The sequence below is a fragment of the Niveispirillum sp. FG156 genome (assembly GCF_057809555.1).
Map to the genome: position 1 here is coordinate 22,091 of NZ_JBMDKE010000043.1, position 16,072 is coordinate 38,162.

The 16,072-nt window shown below is 64.5% G+C and carries 9 protein-coding genes; 8 read left to right on the top strand and 1 reads right to left on the bottom strand.

Going from position 1 to position 16,072, the window contains the following annotated elements:
• The first annotated feature begins 80 nt into the window (after positions 1 to 80).
• The 4 genes from ACODSP_RS23020 (at position 81) to ACODSP_RS23035 (ending at position 6,339) form a co-directional block, all read left to right on the top strand.
• Positions 81 to 2,525, top strand: a complete 2,445-nt coding sequence (locus ACODSP_RS23020) for a TonB-dependent receptor (protein WP_488967879.1) — start codon at positions 81 to 83, stop codon at positions 2,523 to 2,525.
• A 138-nt stretch (positions 2,526 to 2,663) separates the two neighbouring features.
• The gene (locus ACODSP_RS23025; protein ID WP_488967880.1) at positions 2,664 to 4,133 is read left to right on the top strand and encodes an aldehyde dehydrogenase family protein; all 1,470 of its coding nucleotides are present in this window, start codon (positions 2,664 to 2,666) and stop codon (positions 4,131 to 4,133) included.
• A 12-nt stretch (positions 4,134 to 4,145) separates the two neighbouring features.
• Positions 4,146 to 5,270, top strand: coding sequence for an NAD(P)-dependent alcohol dehydrogenase (locus ACODSP_RS23030; protein ID WP_488967881.1), 1,125 nt, complete (start codon positions 4,146 to 4,148; stop codon positions 5,268 to 5,270).
• Positions 5,271 to 5,400: 130 nt separating this feature from the next.
• Positions 5,401 to 6,339 (top strand): alpha/beta hydrolase, encoded by a 939-nt coding sequence (locus ACODSP_RS23035; RefSeq protein WP_488967882.1) that lies wholly within the window; start codon positions 5,401 to 5,403, stop codon positions 6,337 to 6,339.
• Between the two features lie 82 nt (positions 6,340 to 6,421).
• On the opposite strand, the gene ACODSP_RS23040 is transcribed toward ACODSP_RS23035, so the two are convergent.
• Complete coding sequence (locus ACODSP_RS23040) at positions 6,422 to 9,811, bottom strand: TonB-dependent receptor (RefSeq protein WP_488967883.1); 3,390 nt, start codon at positions 9,809 to 9,811, stop codon at positions 6,422 to 6,424.
• A 246-nt stretch (positions 9,812 to 10,057) separates the two neighbouring features.
• Here ACODSP_RS23040 and ACODSP_RS23045 point away from each other — a divergent pair, with 246 nt between their 5' ends.
• From ACODSP_RS23045 to ACODSP_RS23060, 4 genes are read left to right on the top strand one after another with little or no spacing between them, the layout of a single operon-like run.
• The gene (locus tag ACODSP_RS23045; RefSeq protein ID WP_488967898.1) at positions 10,058 to 11,569 is read left to right on the top strand and encodes a tryptophan halogenase family protein; all 1,512 of its coding nucleotides are present in this window, start codon (positions 10,058 to 10,060) and stop codon (positions 11,567 to 11,569) included.
• Positions 11,566 to 12,999, top strand: coding sequence for a tryptophan 7-halogenase (locus ACODSP_RS23050; protein WP_488967884.1), 1,434 nt, complete (start codon positions 11,566 to 11,568; stop codon positions 12,997 to 12,999). The genes ACODSP_RS23045 and ACODSP_RS23050 overlap by 4 nt, the downstream gene beginning before the upstream one ends.
• Positions 12,996 to 14,510 carry a tryptophan halogenase family protein gene (locus ACODSP_RS23055; protein WP_488967885.1) on the top strand — a complete coding sequence of 505 codons (1,515 nt, stop codon included), beginning with the start codon at positions 12,996 to 12,998 and terminating at the stop codon, positions 14,508 to 14,510. The genes ACODSP_RS23050 and ACODSP_RS23055 overlap by 4 nt, the downstream gene beginning before the upstream one ends.
• The gene (locus tag ACODSP_RS23060; protein ID WP_488967886.1) at positions 14,507 to 16,012 is read left to right on the top strand and encodes a tryptophan halogenase family protein; all 1,506 of its coding nucleotides are present in this window, start codon (positions 14,507 to 14,509) and stop codon (positions 16,010 to 16,012) included. Before ACODSP_RS23055 ends, ACODSP_RS23060 begins: the two co-directional genes overlap by 4 nt.
• Positions 16,013 to 16,072: the final 60 nt, after the last annotated feature.

The following is a 16,072-nucleotide window of genomic DNA, read 5'->3' on the forward strand; positions in this document are numbered from 1 at the left end:
AGCAGCCCTGCCCAGCAAATGATTATATCGCAGTACAATTAGCGCCAATAACAAAGGCGCCTCGTACTGGGAGGTACATCATGAAGGGCAGCAGGCGCGCGGCATCCGCGCTGTTGAAGGCATGCGTTTCCGCTTTGCCGTTTACCGTGTCGTTCCTGGGGCTGGCCGGTACCGCCCAGGCGCAGGATAATACCGGCATCGCCACGCTGGAAGAGATTATCGTCACCGCCCAGAAGCGGGCCGAAAATCTTCAGGAAGTGCCCATCGCCATCACGGCGCTCAGCGCCGATGCGCTGGAGGCCAAGGGCCTGACCAATGTCACCCAGGTCACCGACTTCGCGCCCAATATCCAGATCGATCAGGCCTCGCCCTTTGCCGGCTCCTCCACCATCGTGTCGGCCTTCGTGCGCGGCATCGGGCAAAACGACTTTGCCTTCAACATGGAACCGGGCGTCGGCCTGTATGTTGACGGCGTCTATTTCGCCCGCACCGTGGGTGCCGCCGTCGATCTGCTGGATATCGAGCGGGTGGAAGTGCTGAAAGGTCCGCAGGGCACGCTGTTCGGGCGCAACACCATCGGTGGCGCCCTGTCCGTGGTCACCGCCGACCCGACCGATGAATTCAAATACAAGGCGGAGATGACCACCGGCAGCTTCCACCGGCTGGATGCGCGCGGCACCGTCAATGTCCCGCTGATCGAGGAGAAGCTGGCGGCCTCGGTTTCCTTCTCCTCCAAGGAACGCGACGGCTACCAGAAGCGCATCCCGTTTCCCGGTGCGGAACGGTTTGTCACCGACACGGGCCGTTTCAGAACGTCGCGCCCGCCCGGCGGCGACCGGCAGGGCAACGAGAATGTCCGCACCCTGCGCGGCAAGCTGGCCTTCACGCCGAACCAGGATGTGAAGCTGGTGCTGGCCGGCGATGCCTCCTGGGCCAATGAACAGGCGGCGCCCAGCACGCTTCTGGGCACCATCACCGATCCCGCCAGCCAGTCCATCGCGTCCGTCTATAATGCCTGTATCAGCCTGCCGCCCGCCGTTCTGGCCGGCATCGGTCTGGGCGCGGCCTGCGGGCCGCGCGGCACCGTGGGCACGGGCCTGGCCGGGGTGAATGTCGATGCCGACCCGTCGAACAACCGCCTGCCCTATGATAACCGCTTTGTCACCGGCGATATCGACACCTCCTATGCCCGGGGCAGCAACTATTCCATCGTCAATACCTACGGCCTGTCGGCGACGCTGGACTGGTCCTTGAACGAGGCGCTGGGCTTCAAGTCGATCACTGCCTATCGCAATCTGGACAGCGCCTTCGGCGTGGAAAATGGCGGCGCGCCCTTTGTCATCTCCGACACCTCCTTCAACATGCAGCAGGAACAGGTGTCGCAGGAGCTGCAATTCACCTATTCCGGCTTTGATGACCGGCTGAAATCGGTGGTCGGCGCCTATTATTTCAAGGAAACCGGCAGCCTTCTGGATACCGTCCCCTTCGTCGAGGGGCTGGTGCAGGTCTATGGCCCCAATGATTTCCGCAATGTCGCCTGGGCCCTGTTCACCCACAATAATTTCCAGCTGACCGACCGCATCGGCCTGACCTTCGGCGCGCGCTATACGGAGGAGAAGAAGCGGTTCGAGGGACGGCAGCAGGATTTGAACAGTTTCGCCCTGAAAATGGGTTTCCCCGCTGCCTTCTATCCCGACCAGACCGACCTGACCCGCGTCTATCCGCTGGGCGTCAACCACAAGAAATTCACCGACAGCTCGGTGCGGCTGGGGGCGGAATATAAGCTGACCGATGATGTCCTGGCCTATGCCTCCTATGCGCAGGGCTTCAAGTCCGGCGGCTGGACCACCCGCCTGACGGCGCCGGAGCCGACCGGCATTGCGCCGGATTTTGAGCCGGAAACGGCGGACACCTATGAGGCGGGGATCAAGTCCGAACTGTTCGACCGGCGCCTGCGCCTGAACGGGGCCATGTTCTGGACCGACTACAAGAACATCCAGGTGGTGGTGCAGCGCGGCATCTCGCCCACCTTCGAAAATGCCGGCACGGGCCGCATCAAGGGGTTCGAGCTGGAGGCCGAAGCGGCCGTGACCAGCGCCTTCACCATGAACGCGTCGATGGGTTACCTGGATGCCGAATACCGCAAGCTGGAAGCGGGATCGACCATCACCCTGGGTGACAAGTTCGTGAATACGCCCGACTGGACCTTCAATGTCGGCGGTGCGTATGAGGTCGGGCTGGGCGAGGCCGGCACCGGCACCTTGCGCGCCGACTATATCTACAAAAGCGCCCAAGCCAAGGATGCCACCAATACGCCCGAACTGGTCCAGGGCGGCTATGGTGTCATCAATCTGGCGGCGGAATACCGCCCCGACGACAGCAACTGGCAGATCCTGACCGGCGTGCGCAACGCCACCGACAAGCGCTATCTGGTCACCGGCCTGACCAATACCAGCATCGGCAACACCACGGGCACCTATTCGCGGCCACGCGAATGGTTCCTGACCCTGCGCGTGCGTGGGTAGAGCCTTTCAGTTCCTCAGACGCCGGCGCCGCATCCGCGGCTTGGCTTCACGCGGCACGTGCCGCGCGGCGGCGGTCGCCGCCGGAGCTGTTTTCCAGTCAAGGGAAAACAGCTCCAATCGATAAGGGGGAGAAACGTCATGGCGACGGAAAACACATCCCTGATGGGTCAGGACTGGCAGGGGCTGCTGTACAGCAGCGGCTGGCGCCCCGGCGCCGGCCCCCTGCCCGTCGTGGAACCGGCGACGGGCAAGGTTCTGGTCAGCGTCGGCCTGGCCGGTGCCGCAGAGGTGGCGGCGGCGGCGGAACGGGCGGTGCAGGCGCAACCGGCCTGGGCCGCACTGCATCCCGGTGCGCGGGCCACCATCCTGCGCCGGGCCGCCGACCTGCTGCGAAAGCATCAGGGTGAGGTGGCGGGCTGGCTGGTGCGGGAAGGCGGGTCGATCCAGGCCAAGGCGCGGTTGGAGCCCGACCATGCCGTCGGCTTCATCGAGCATGCGGCGGCCCAGGCCATGGAACCGCGCGGCCATGTCCTGCCCGCCGATCCCGGCACCGACAGTCTGGCCGAACGGGTGCCGCTGGGGGTGGTTGGCGTCATCTCCCCCTTTAATTTCCCGCTGGTCCTGTCGCTGCGGGCCGTGGTCCCGGCGCTGGCCGCCGGCAACGCGGTCCTGCTGAAACCCGATCCGCGCACACCGGTGTCGGGCGGCCTGATCATCGCCAAACTGTTCGAAGCCGCTGGTCTGCCGCCCGGCCTGCTGCATGTCCTGCCCGGCCATGCGGAGGCAGGCGAGGAACTGTGCACCAACCCGGCCATCGCCATGGTGTCCTTCACCGGCTCCACCCGCGCCGGGCGGCGCGTCGGTGCGCTGTGCGGGGAGAACCTGAAGAAGGTGCAACTGGAACTGGGCGGCAAGAACCCGCTGATCGTGCTGGACGATGCCGATCCCGACCTGGCCGCCGCCAATGCCGCCTGGGGTGCCTGGCTGCATCAGGGCCAGATCTGCATGGCCACGGGCCGCATCCTGTTGCAGCAGGGGATCGCTGACGCGGTGACGGAACGGATGGTGGAGAAGGCAAAACGACTGCCCGTGGGCGATCCGCACCTGAACCCCGACGCGGCGCTTGGCCCCCTGATCACGCCGCAGCAGGTGCAGCGCCTGGACACTATCGTGCAGGACAGTGTGAAGGCGGGCGCGAAACTGCTGGCCGGCGGGCGCATCGACGACCGTTTCTATGCGCCCACTGTCCTGGCCGATGTTCGCCCCGGCATGCCCGCCTTCAATGAGGAACTGTTCGGCCCCGTCGCGGTCATCACAACGTTTCGCGACGATGCAGAGGCGGTGCGGCTGGCCAATGCCACGGCCTATGGGCTGGCCGGGGCCGTCATTGGCGCCGACCTGTCGCGGGCCAGGGCCGTGGCGGCACAGTTGCGGGTCGGGCATCTGCATGTGAATGACCAGACGGTGCTGGCCGATCCCTCGGCCCCGTTCGGCGGCTTTGGTCAGTCCGGCAATGGCGGACGCATCAGCGGCCCCGCCAATTGGGATGAGTTCTCCACCTGGCGATGGTCCACGGTGAAGACAAGCCCGCCCGCCTATCCGTTCTGAAAGGTCCCCATCATGAAGATCACGGCAGCGGTGACCCGCCAGACGGGCGGCCCGTTCATCCTGGAACAGCTTGATATCGAAGAACCTTTGCCGGGGGAGGTGCGGGTGCGCATCCTGGCCACCGGCATCTGCCATACTGACATGGTGATGCGCGACCGGCTGCTGCCGGTGCCACAGCCGGTGGTGCTGGGCCATGAAGGGGCCGGCATCGTGGAGGCGGTGGGGGCCGGGGTGCGCAAGGTGCGGCCCGGCGATGCGGTGGTCATCAGTTTCAATACCTGCGGCACTTGCCCGGCCTGTGCGGGTGCCGTCCCCTCCTATTGCCGGGAATTTTTCCCGCGCAATTTCTTCGGCTCCCGCCTGGATGGCAGCAGCGGCCTGTCCAAGGATGGCGACCCCATACATGGCAATATTTTCGGCCAGTCCAGCTTTGCCACCCATGCCCTGGCCCATGAACGCAATGTCGTGAAGGTAGCGGACGATGTGCCCACCGCCCTGCTGGGGCCGCTGGCCTGTGGTGTGATGACGGGGGTGGGCACCGTCACCAACGCCCTGAAGATACGGGCCGGGCAAAGCGTCGTGGTCTTAGGCGCCGGCACCGTGGGCCTGTCGGCCATCATGGCGGCCAAAATGGTGGGGGCCGGGCGCATCATCGCCATTGATCCGCAACCGGCCCGCCGCGACATGGCCCTGTCGCTGGGCGCCACCGATGTCATTGATCCCGCCGGCACCGATACCGTGGCCGCCATCCTGACCCTGACCCAGGGGGTGGGCGTCGATTACAGCATCGACACGACCGCGCGGGCCGATGTCATCCGCAGCGGCATCCTGATGCTGGCCCCCATGGGTGAATGCGCCGTGGTCGGTGCCATCGCCCATGGGCAGGACATCGCCGTCGATGGCGGCCATCTGTTGAGCGGCGGACGCCGCCTGCGCGGGGTGGTGGAGGGGGATGCCGATCCCGAGACCTTCATCCCCTGGCTGGTGGACCTTTACCGCGACGGCCACCTGCCCTTTGACCGGCTGCTGCATTTCTACCCGCTGGCAGAGATCAACAAGGCGGTGGAAGCGTCGGAACGCGGACAGGTGATCAAGCCGATCATCCTGATGCCCGGCACCCCGATGCCGGCACTTTAGGGGGCTGTTGATATTCAGCGCGCGTTTCTCGCTATACCCCTGAAGTTAATAAATCGCCTCCCCGGCGAAGGCCGGGGAGGCGGATAGGTGCCAGCCGAGATCAATTACACCAGTCTAACAGGGGGAAACCATGACCGAGCTTGACCCGGCAATCGCCGGCATATTGGCGCATATCAATGGCCTGGGACAGCCGGATATGGGGGATCTGCCGGTTGGTGTGATCCGGGCCGTCATGACGGAAAATTGCCGCATGATGGAAGCCCCGCCCCCTGCCGATCCTTTGACGGTGCAGACATTGTCGCTGACCGGGGCGGCTTGCCCGCTGGAAGGGCGGCTTTATCGTCCGGTCGGCGGGGGAGAGGGGCCGGCACCGGCCATCCTCTATTTCCATGGCGGCGGGTTCGTGGCGGGCGGGCTGGACAGTCACGAGATGGCGTGCCGCCGTCTGGCCGCCCTGTCGGGCCTGCCGGTGCTGGCCGCCACATACCGTCTGGCGCCCGAACATCCCTTGCCGGCGGCCTATGACGACGCCCTGTCCATCCTGGCACAGGTCGGGCGCGAGGGCCGTTCCTGGGGTCTTGACCCTGCCCGGCTGATCATTGCCGGGGATTCCGCCGGTGCCAGCCTGGCGCTGGCCACCGCATTGGATGCGCCCGCCGACGGTCCGCGTGTCGCCGGTGTCCTGATGTTCTATCCGGTCGTCACCTTCGTGCGGGATTTTCCGGGCCGCGCGCGGCTGGGTCGTGATTATCTGCTGACCGAACGGTCGATGCAGGCCTTCACCGACATGGCCCTGCCCGACCCTGCGCGGCGCGGCGATGCCCGTTACAATTTCCTGGATCGGGGGCCGATGGGCCATTGCCCGCCGGTCATGCTGCTGACCGCCGGCTTCGACCCGCTGGGGGATGAAGGCCAGGCCCTTGCCGCCCGGCTGTCAGCCGATGGCGTGGCGGTCACCCACCGGCCTTGCCCGTCACTGATCCACGCCTTTATCCACATGACCGGCGTGACACCGGCGGTACAGCCGCTTCTGTCAGAAGCCGCCACATGGTGCCGCCGGATGGTCTGATCACCGGGGTGTCATGGCCCAAAAAAATGGGCGCTGTCGCAGAACGACAGCGCCCAAGGCCTTGAGGAGATCGAAAAGAGGATCAGTAGGTGAAGCGGGCCACAGCCGTGATGCGGCGGTCGTTCATGTACCAGCCGCGCGGCACCTTCACATTCTCGCCATCCGGGCCCGTCACCACCGCCGAGGTCTTGGTGACCTGGTTCAGCAGGTTGGCGCCCTGAACGCCGAACTTGAAGTTGTCGTTGAAGCTGTAGAAGAACGACGCATCCCACTGCCCGCCCGATTCATTGATGATCGGATCATACGGGAAGATCACGTCGCGGATCGTCAGCACGAAATCCGACCGCCAGGAATAAGAAACGCGGGCAGAAATCGGGCCGTAATCCCAGAAGGGCGTGATGTTGAACTGATGCTTGGACAGGCCCTGCAACGGCAGCTTGGTCATGTCCACCGTCGTCACACGGCCCGCCCCCACATCCGGATCGGTTTCCGACAGGGTGCTTTGCGGCACGCCCTTGCTGTCGACATAGGTATAGTTGGCCTGCAAACCCAGACCGGAGAAGAAGCTGGGCAGGAAATCGTAGGTCTGCTGATAGGCGATTTCGAAGCCCTTGATCTTGCCGTCTTCCTCCGCATTGACCGGCGTGGTCACGATGCTGTCGAAGGTGACGCCATTGTTGGTCAGCGGGTAACGGACCGTGCTGTTGGTCAACACGCCCTTCAGGCGCTTGTAGAACAGCGAACCCGTAAGCTGACCGACATTGGAGAAGTACCATTCCGCCGTCAGGTCGTAATTGTCGGCGGTGGTGGGACGCAGATACGGGTTGCCGGCGTTGAATTCACCCTGCAGACGGTAGCTGCCGACAATGGCGTTGCCATTGGCATCGACATTCTGCAGCGTGTTCAGATTGACGTTGAAGAAGTTACGCGTCAGGCCGGTGGATGGCGGCGCCACGCCCTTGAAGTAGGACGCGCGGAACTGCACCCCGTCATCGACGGTCAGCTTCATGTTCAGGTTGGGCAGCCAGTAATCATAGTTGATCTTCACGCTGCTGGGCGTCAGGGCGTTGTTGGTATAGGCACGCGCCTGTGCCCGCACCGCCGGCGTGAAGGTACAGAAGGCCGGGATGGCCTGACCGCTGGTGGCGGCCTCCGTGATAGCCTGGGTACAGGCCGCATCCGTGGGGAAGGCAGAGCTGGGCGTGGGGAAGGCAAGGAAGCCATCCGCAGTACGGTCGGTCGTCGTGTAACGGACACCGACATTACCGCTCAGGTTCCAGCCATTCTTGAAGTCCGTGTCGAACTTCGTCAGCAGGTAGCCGGCATTATTCTCTTCCCGGATCGGGTTAATCTCACCCGGCAGGAAGGGCGTGCCGGCGACAACGCCCGCCCGGTTGCCAAGCGCGTTCCAGCCGCCATTGCGCACCACGCCGTCGGCACCCGTCACGGTGGGTTCCCATTCGCGGTTGATGGCACCGGCATAGGCGATATAGGCCTGATAATCCTTCACCGTGTTGCCCGAATAGAACACGCGGCCCTGACCCAGCAGCGGATCGGGGAACTTGCCGCGGAAGAATTTCGGATAGGTGAAGTTGGTGAACTGGGTCGGGGCCGTACCGCCGGTGCCGCCGACAGTGTTGTCCACCGGATCGGTCAGCCAGACCGGGCCGTCATTGCCCCACTGTTCGGACAAACGGCCCCAGTTATAAGTGGAGAAGCGCGCCGTCTGCCGACGGTCGGCATAGCGGTACCCAGCCTGCACCGACTTGAAGAAGCTGCTATCTTCCATCTTGTAATCGAAGTCGATACGGGCGGCGTCTGAATTGCCGTCGCTGTCTTCGATATGGTCCATCGCCGAGCGGTAGAAGGCGTTGTACGGGTCGGCGAAGGTGGTATGGCCCGGCCCGAAATAGCTGGGATTATTGGCGGTGCCGATGGCACCGGAGCAGCCCGTCGTATAATTCTGGGCGGGACCGGAGCAGACCTGCGGCGCCCGGAATTCGACCGTGGGATAGCCCTTGCCACCATTCATGTCGATAGCGACATCCTGATAGCTCGACGTCCACAGACCATTATCCATGATCCAGGTCTTCGACTTCACATGCTGATAGTCGAAATTGACGCCCAGATTTTCCGTCGCGTCCCAACGGAAATTGAAGCCGTAATCGTCGGTGACCAGCTTTTCATCATGGTCACGGCGGATATTGTTGCTCTGCAGGCCGCTGATCGGCACGCGGGCCGAACCGGTATTCTGATCGGCGCGCCAGCCATTGGGGCCGGTGATCACGCCGCTTTCAAACATGCCGGAGCTGTCGAATTCCAGCGTGGTGCCGGGCACGCGGCGGCTGTCGCCATTGTTGGCAACGTTGTCGGTGGCGATTTCGACGGCATGTTCGGTCCAGGCCTGACGGCTGTCGGACCGCAGGAAGGTGAACACCGCCTCCATCGAATTGTCGGGGCTGCGCCACTGCGCGGCACCGGCATAGCCGTAACGGCGGCGGTCGAATTCCTGCGTGCCGACCACCGCGCCGCGCGGGAACAGGACCTGATCGGTGATGGTGGCCGCCGGCTGTCCATCCGGGTTCTGAACCACATCGCCATTGGAATAGAGATTGCGGACGCGGAAGCTGGACAGCTGGAAACGGTCAGCGCGGGTCTTCAGCTGCGAGCCGACGGCACTGCCCAGAATGCCGATTTCACCGATCTTGGTATCCCAGCGGTCGGAATAGAGGATGGAGCCGGTGGGCGCCGTCTTCTTCACGAAATCGCCATAGGACATTTCGGCGGACGCGGCCAGCATGCGCTCGGCACTGTCGAACGGCTTGCGGGTGCGCAGGTTGACGACGCCGGCGATACCACCTTCGATGCGGTCGGCGGTCGGCGACTTGAACACGTCCACGCCGCCCATCAGTTCGGACGGCACGTCGGCAAAGCCAAGCGCACGGCCGTTATTGGCGCTGAACGCCTCACGCCCGTTGAACTCGGACCGGACATAGGTCAGGCCGCGCACCACCACGCCCGACCCTTCGACCGAGAAATGGTCAGGGTCGATACCGGCGGCGAAACGGTTGATGGATACGCCGGGGATACGCTGCAACGCCTCCGTCACCGAACGGTCGGGCAACGCGCCGATATCTTCGGCGGTCACGCTGTCGACGATGCTGTCGGCGTTCTTCTTGATCTCCTGCGCGCTCTGCAAGGACTTGCGGAAACCCGTGACAATGATCTCTTCCAGCGCGCCGTCGGCAGCCGGCGTGGCCGCCTGGGCAACCAGAACAGCGCTGTCATTTCCGGTAACAGAAGAAGCCACCGGTGCCGGGGCCTGCCCACCCACGGGCGTATCATTCTGATTTTGTTGAGCTTGTGCCGGCAGGACCGTCGCAATGGCGCACAGTGCTGCGATGGAAACCCCGCCTTGCAGCGTCCGGCCAAAGACGTGACGCTGCCGCAACCCCTTACGGGGGCGTACCATTACACCCATCCCCATTCCTCCCATGTTAGCGCTAGCATTTTTAGATTTGCGCTTTGAACAAGAATAATTGGTAGTCAGGACCTGCCCTAACGTCAAGTGTTGTTATGTTAAGGCTAACAAAAAAGCATTTACTGTTATTGCGTTGCAGCAAAATGCCCGTCGCGGTGCACACACATTGACGGTCCACAGACGTGAGCGTTAACATTCCGAGTAACGGGGGGAATAATGAAAACAAATATTATTAATATGCAATCTCCGGTATCCGCCCTCATCGTGGGGGGCGGCACGGCGGGCTGGATGACAGCGGCAGCGCTGTCAGCGAAGCTGGCGGGGACCGGTGTTTCCATCCGGCTTGTCGAATCCGCGGAGATCGGGACCGTGGGTGTGGGCGAGGCGACGGTGCCCCATATCCGGCATTTCAACGCCAGTCTGGGCTTTGACGAGGCCGACTTCATGTCGCGCACCGAGGCCACATTCAAGCTTGGGATCGAGTTCCGGGATTGGGGCCGCAAGGGCGATGCCTATATTCACCCCTTCGCCGCCTTTGGCCGCGACATTGGCGGCGTGCCCTTCCATCATCACTGGACCCGCGCGCGCCGCGCCGGTCGCGTGCCGGCGGGCGGGCTGGATGCCATGTCGCTGCCCATCCAGGCGGCCCGCCTGGGCCGTTTCGGTCACCCGTCGCCCGACCCGTCCAGCTTCTTCTCCACCTTCTCCTATGCCTATCAGTTCGATGCCGGGCTTTACGCCGCCTATCTGCGGTCATACGCGCAGGCGCGGGGCGTGGTGCGGACGGAGGGCAAGGTGCGCGAGGTTTCCGTGGGTACCGACGGTCATGTTCAGGCCGTGACCATGGAAAACGGGGAACGAATCGAGGCCGACCTGTTCATCGACTGCTCGGGCTTTCGCGGCCTGATCATCGAAGGGGCCTTGAAGACGGGGTACGAGGATTGGACGCATTTCCTGCCCTGCGACCGGGCGGTGGCGGTCCCTTGCGCCAATGACGGCCCCCCTGCCCCCTATACCCGCGCGACCGCACGCGATGCCGGCTGGATGTGGCGCATCCCGTTGCAGCACCGGGCCGGCAACGGCCATGTCTATTGCAGCGGCTTCATCGATGATGACGCCGCCGAACAGGCGCTGCTGGCCCAATTGGACCATCCGCCGCAGGCCGCCCCCCGCCGCCTGCGCTTCACCACAGGCAAGCGCAAACGGCAATGGGTGGGCAATGTCGTGGCCATCGGCCTGTCGGCGGGGTTCCTGGAACCGCTGGAAAGTACGTCGATCCACCTGATCCAGCTGGGCATCGGCCGGCTGCTGGACCTGTTCCCCACCAGCCGGGACATGGACCCGCTGGACGCGGTGGAGTTCAACCGGCTGATGGATCTGGAATATGAACGGGTGCGGGATTTCATCATCCTGCATTATGTGGCGACCCAGCGCGACGATACCCCGTTCTGGAACCATTGCCGCACCATGGCCATTCCCGACAGCCTGGCCACCAAGATGGATCTGTTCAAGGAACGCGGCATCGTGACCCTGTACCGCGACGGCATGTTCCTGGAACCCAGCTGGATCGCCGTCTATCTGGGCCAGAATATCCTGCCAACCCATGTGGACCCGCGCGCCGCCCTGGTACCCGATGCGGAGATTGACCGGTTGATCGCGATGGAGGCGGAAAATTGCCGCCGTGCGGCGTCCAGCATGCCCGGTCATGGCGAGATCCTGTCCCGCTACAAGGCGCAGGTGCCGGCATGAGGCCGCTGCACGATATCACCATCGCCGGGGCCGGCATTGCCGGCTGGCTGGCGGCGGCTGCCATCGCCCGCAATCATTCGGGGCGCGGCGGGTCGGTGACGCTTGTCCCCGTGCCCGGCGCCGATGACAGCCTGGACCCGTTCGGCCCTGCCACCCCCCTTCTGCCCGGCGGGGTGGAGGGGCTGGCGGCCCTGCTGGGCGTCAATCCGGCAGACATCCTGCGCGCCGGTGGCGGCGGGTTCAGCCTGGGCACCGCCTTCCAGGGCTGGGACGGGCCGGGCGCCGTCAGCTTCCTGCCCTTTGGGCAGACGGGGGCGGACCTGAAGGGTGTCGCCTTCCATCACCTGATCTGGCGGGCGCGCGTGACGGGTGCCCAGGTGCGGATGACGGATTATTCGCTGGCCACCCTGGCGGCACAGGCCGAACGGTTCGCCCTGCCCTCCCCCGATCCGCGTTCGGTCCTGTCCACCCTGGCCCCCGGCGGCTTTGCCGATCTGCGCGGTCTGACGGAACTGGCCAAGGCCCAGGCGCTGGCCGCCGGCGCGCGCCTGTCCCCTGCCCCGCTGTCGCATGTGCGGCGGGATGACGGGGGAAAGGTGGTGGCCCTGGTCCTGGCCGACGATACCGAGGTGACGGGCGATCTGTTCATTGACGCCACGGGACCGCGTGCCCTGCTGGCCGACCCCGGCAATGGCTGGCACGATTGGCGGCATTGGCTGCCCTGTGACCGGTTCGCGGTGGAGCAGGTGGCAACCGACGGCCCACCTCCGCCCTATGCCCTGCACAGCGCCGATGCCGCCGGCTGGACCCGCCGCATCCCCCTGCGCCGGGGTGCCTTTGTGACGCGGCTGGGCAGCGGGCCGGGCCGCTTCATCAGCGGGCGGCGGGACCGCGCCTGGGATGGGAATATTATCCTCCTTGGTGCATCCGCCTGTCTGCTGGACCCGGTCGGCGGCGTGGCGCTGTCGCTGCTGACCTCCGCCATCAACCGCCTGCTGTCGCATTATCCGGTATCCCCCGGCAGCGGACCGGAGGCCCCCTCCTTCAACCGGCAAGCGGCGGAGGAGGCGGAGCGGGCGCGCGATTTCCTGATCCTGCGGTTCAAGGCCAATGGCAGGACGGACGCCCCTTTCTGGGACGCGGCCCGCGCCATGGACCTGCCGGACCCGCTGTCCCATAAGCTGTCAATGTATGAAAGCCGGGGACGCATCCCGCTTTATGATGGCGAGATGTTTGACCGGCCCGACTGGATCAACCTGATGGACAATGCCGGCATCCGGGCACGGCGCGGCGATGTGCAGGCCAATGCCCTGTCGGATGCGGATATTATCGGGCATCTGGAAAAGCTGCGCGGTGTGCTGCTGCATGCCGCAAGGGAAATGCCACCCCATGCCCACGCCCTGGCACAGGTGCTGGGAGACGCCGCATGACACGCAGCCCCGATCCGATCCGCCAGATCGTCATTGTCGGCGGTGGTACTGCCGGCTGGATGGCCGCCGCCGCCCTGTCGCGCCTGTCGGCCAATGGCGCCACCCGCATCACCCTGGTGGAGTCTGACGAGATCGGCACCGTCGGCGTGGGGGAGGCGACGATCCCGCCCATCCGGCAATTCAATGCCCTGCTGGGCCTGGACGAAAACGACTTCGTGTCCCAGACCCAGGGTAGCATGAAACTGGGCATCGCGTTCGACGGCTGGACGACGGCGCGCCCCCGCTATCTGCACCCGTTCGGGGCCTTCGGCTTCGATATGGAGGCGGTGAAGTTCCACCAATTCTGGCTGAAGCTGCAATCCCAGGGCCTGGCCAGCGGCATCGACGATTACAATCTCTGCGCCACCATGGCGAACAAGGAGAAATTCGCCCGGCCCGTGCCGGACCCTTCGTCGGCCCTGTCGCAGATCACCTACGCCTATCATTTCGATGCCGGCCTCTACGCCGCCTATCTGCGCCGTTATGCCGAGGCGCGGGGCGTGCGGCGGGTGGAGGGCAAGGTGGCATCGGTGCCGCTGCGTCCCACGGATGGGTTCATCGAGGCGGTGGTGCTGGCCGATGGCCGGCGGCTGGAGGGCGACCTGTTTATCGATTGCTCCGGCTTCCGGGGCCTGCTGATCGAAGGGGCCCTGAATAGCGGGTATGAGGATTGGACGCATTGGCTGCCCTGTGACCGGGCACTGGCGGTGCCGTCGGCCAATGTGGGGCCGCCCAAACCCTATACCCGCGCCATCGCACGCGAGGGCGGCTGGCAATGGCGCATCCCGTTGCAGCACCGCACCGGCAATGGCTATGTCTATTGCAGCCAGTTCATCAGCGACGAACAGGCCGCCGACACGCTGCTGTCCAATCTGGAAGGCCCGGCTTTGGCCGATCCCCGCCCGCTGCGCTTCACCACGGGCCGGCGTAGGCGAATGTGGAACCGCAATTGCGTGGCGCTGGGTCTGGCGTCGGGCTTCCTGGAACCGCTGGAAAGTACCTCCATCCACCTGATCCAGGCCGGCATCTCCAAGCTGCTGGCCCTGTTCCCCGACCGGTCCTTCAACCCCGCCAACGAGGAAGCCTATAACCGGCTGTCCGCGATGCAGTTCGAACAGGTGCGCGATTTCATCATCCTGCACTATGTCGCCAATGACCGGCCCGAACCTTTCTGGCAACGCGCAGCATCCATGGATATCCCCGACAGCCTGCGCCAGAAGATCGACCTGTTCCGCGCCTGTGGCCGCCTGTTCCGGTTCGAGGATGAGCTGTTCAGCGAGAATAGCTGGATCGCCGTCCTTCTGGGCCAGGGGGTGATCCCCGAACGCTGGGACCCGCTGGTCGATACCATTGACCCCGGCCTTGTCCGCCACAATCTGGACCGGCTGCGCGCCGTCTTTGCCCGCGCCGCCGATGCCATGCCCGCCCATGGCGACTTCCTGGCCCGTACCTGTCCTGCGAGGAAACCATGAGCAGCGACCGCCGTATCCGGCGCATCACCATCGTCGGCGGGGGCACCGCCGGCTGGATGAGTGCCGCGACCTTCGCCCGCATCCTGGGCACGGATTATGCCGAGATCACGCTGGTCGAAAGCGATGAGATCGGGATCGTCGGCGTGGGCGAGGCGACGATCCCGCAGATGGCGACCTTCAACCGCATGCTGGGCATCGATGAGGATGAGTTCCTGCGCGCCACCAAGGGCAGCTTCAAGCTGGGCATCCAGTTCGTGGATTGGGGCCGCCAGGGCCACACCTATTTCCACCCGTTCGGCCATATCGGCCTGCATATGGAGGGCGTGTCCTTCCATGCCTACTGGCTGCGCCTGAAACAGGCGGGGCTGGTCGACCGGATCGAGGATTGGTCCTTGCAGGCCGTGGCCAGCACGCGCGGCAAGTTCATGCGCGCCATCAATGCCGGTCGCTCTCCCCTCTCGGAAATCGCCTATGCCTTCCATTTCGATGCCGGGCTCTACGCCCGCTACCTGCGCGGCTTTGCCGAGGCGCGCGGCGTGGTCCGGCGGGAGGGGAAGATCGTCCGCGTGCATCAGCATCCCGAAACCGGCTTCGTGCAGTCGGTCGAGCTGGCCGACGGCACGAAGGTGGAGGGCGACCTTTTCATCGACTGTTCCGGCTTCCGGGGCCTCTTGATCGAGGGCACCTTAAAGGCCGGCTATGTCGACTGGTCCCACCATCTGCCCTGTAACCGCGCCGTCGCCGTCCCGTGCGAGGGGACAGAGGCCATGACGCCCTATACCCGCTCCACGGCCCGCAAGGCCGGCTGGCAATGGCGCATCCCGTTGCAGCACCGGATCGGCAACGGTCATGTCTTCTGTTCAGACTATATGAGCGATGATGAGGCGGTGTCGGTCCTGCTCTCCAACCTGGATGGCAAGCCGCTGGCCGACCCGCGCTTCGTGCCGTTCCAGACGGGGCACCGGCGGAAGATGTGGGACAAGAATGTGGTGGCCATCGGCCTGTCGTCCGGCTTCCTGGAACCGCTGGAATCAACCTCGATCTGGCTGATCCAGTCGGGCCTGTCGCGCCTGATGGCCATGTTCCCGGATCTGGATTTCGATCCCGTCACACGCGACCGCTATAACCGCATCCTGACCACCGAATATGCCGAAATCCGCGACTTCCTGATCCTGCATTACAAGGCCACCGAACGCGACGACAGCCCCTTCTGGAACTATTGCCGCACCATGCCGGTGCCCGACCGGTTGCAGGAAAAGATGGATGTCTTCCTGGCCCATGGCCGGACCTTCCGCGAGAATGAGGAACTGTTCAACGACACCAGTTGGTTTGCCGTCATGCTGGGCCAATTGATAGTGCCGCGCGGTTACGACCCCGTCGCCAATATCATGAGCCTGGAGGAAACCAAGGCGCGGCTGGCCCATATCAAGGACGCGATCAGCAATTCCGCCGATTACATGCCGACGCATCGGGCGTTCATCCGGCAGCATTGCGGGGCCTGACGGCAGGGGCCGTTGACCCACGGCCCCGATCCCCCTATCATCCCCTTTAAGACACAAAAT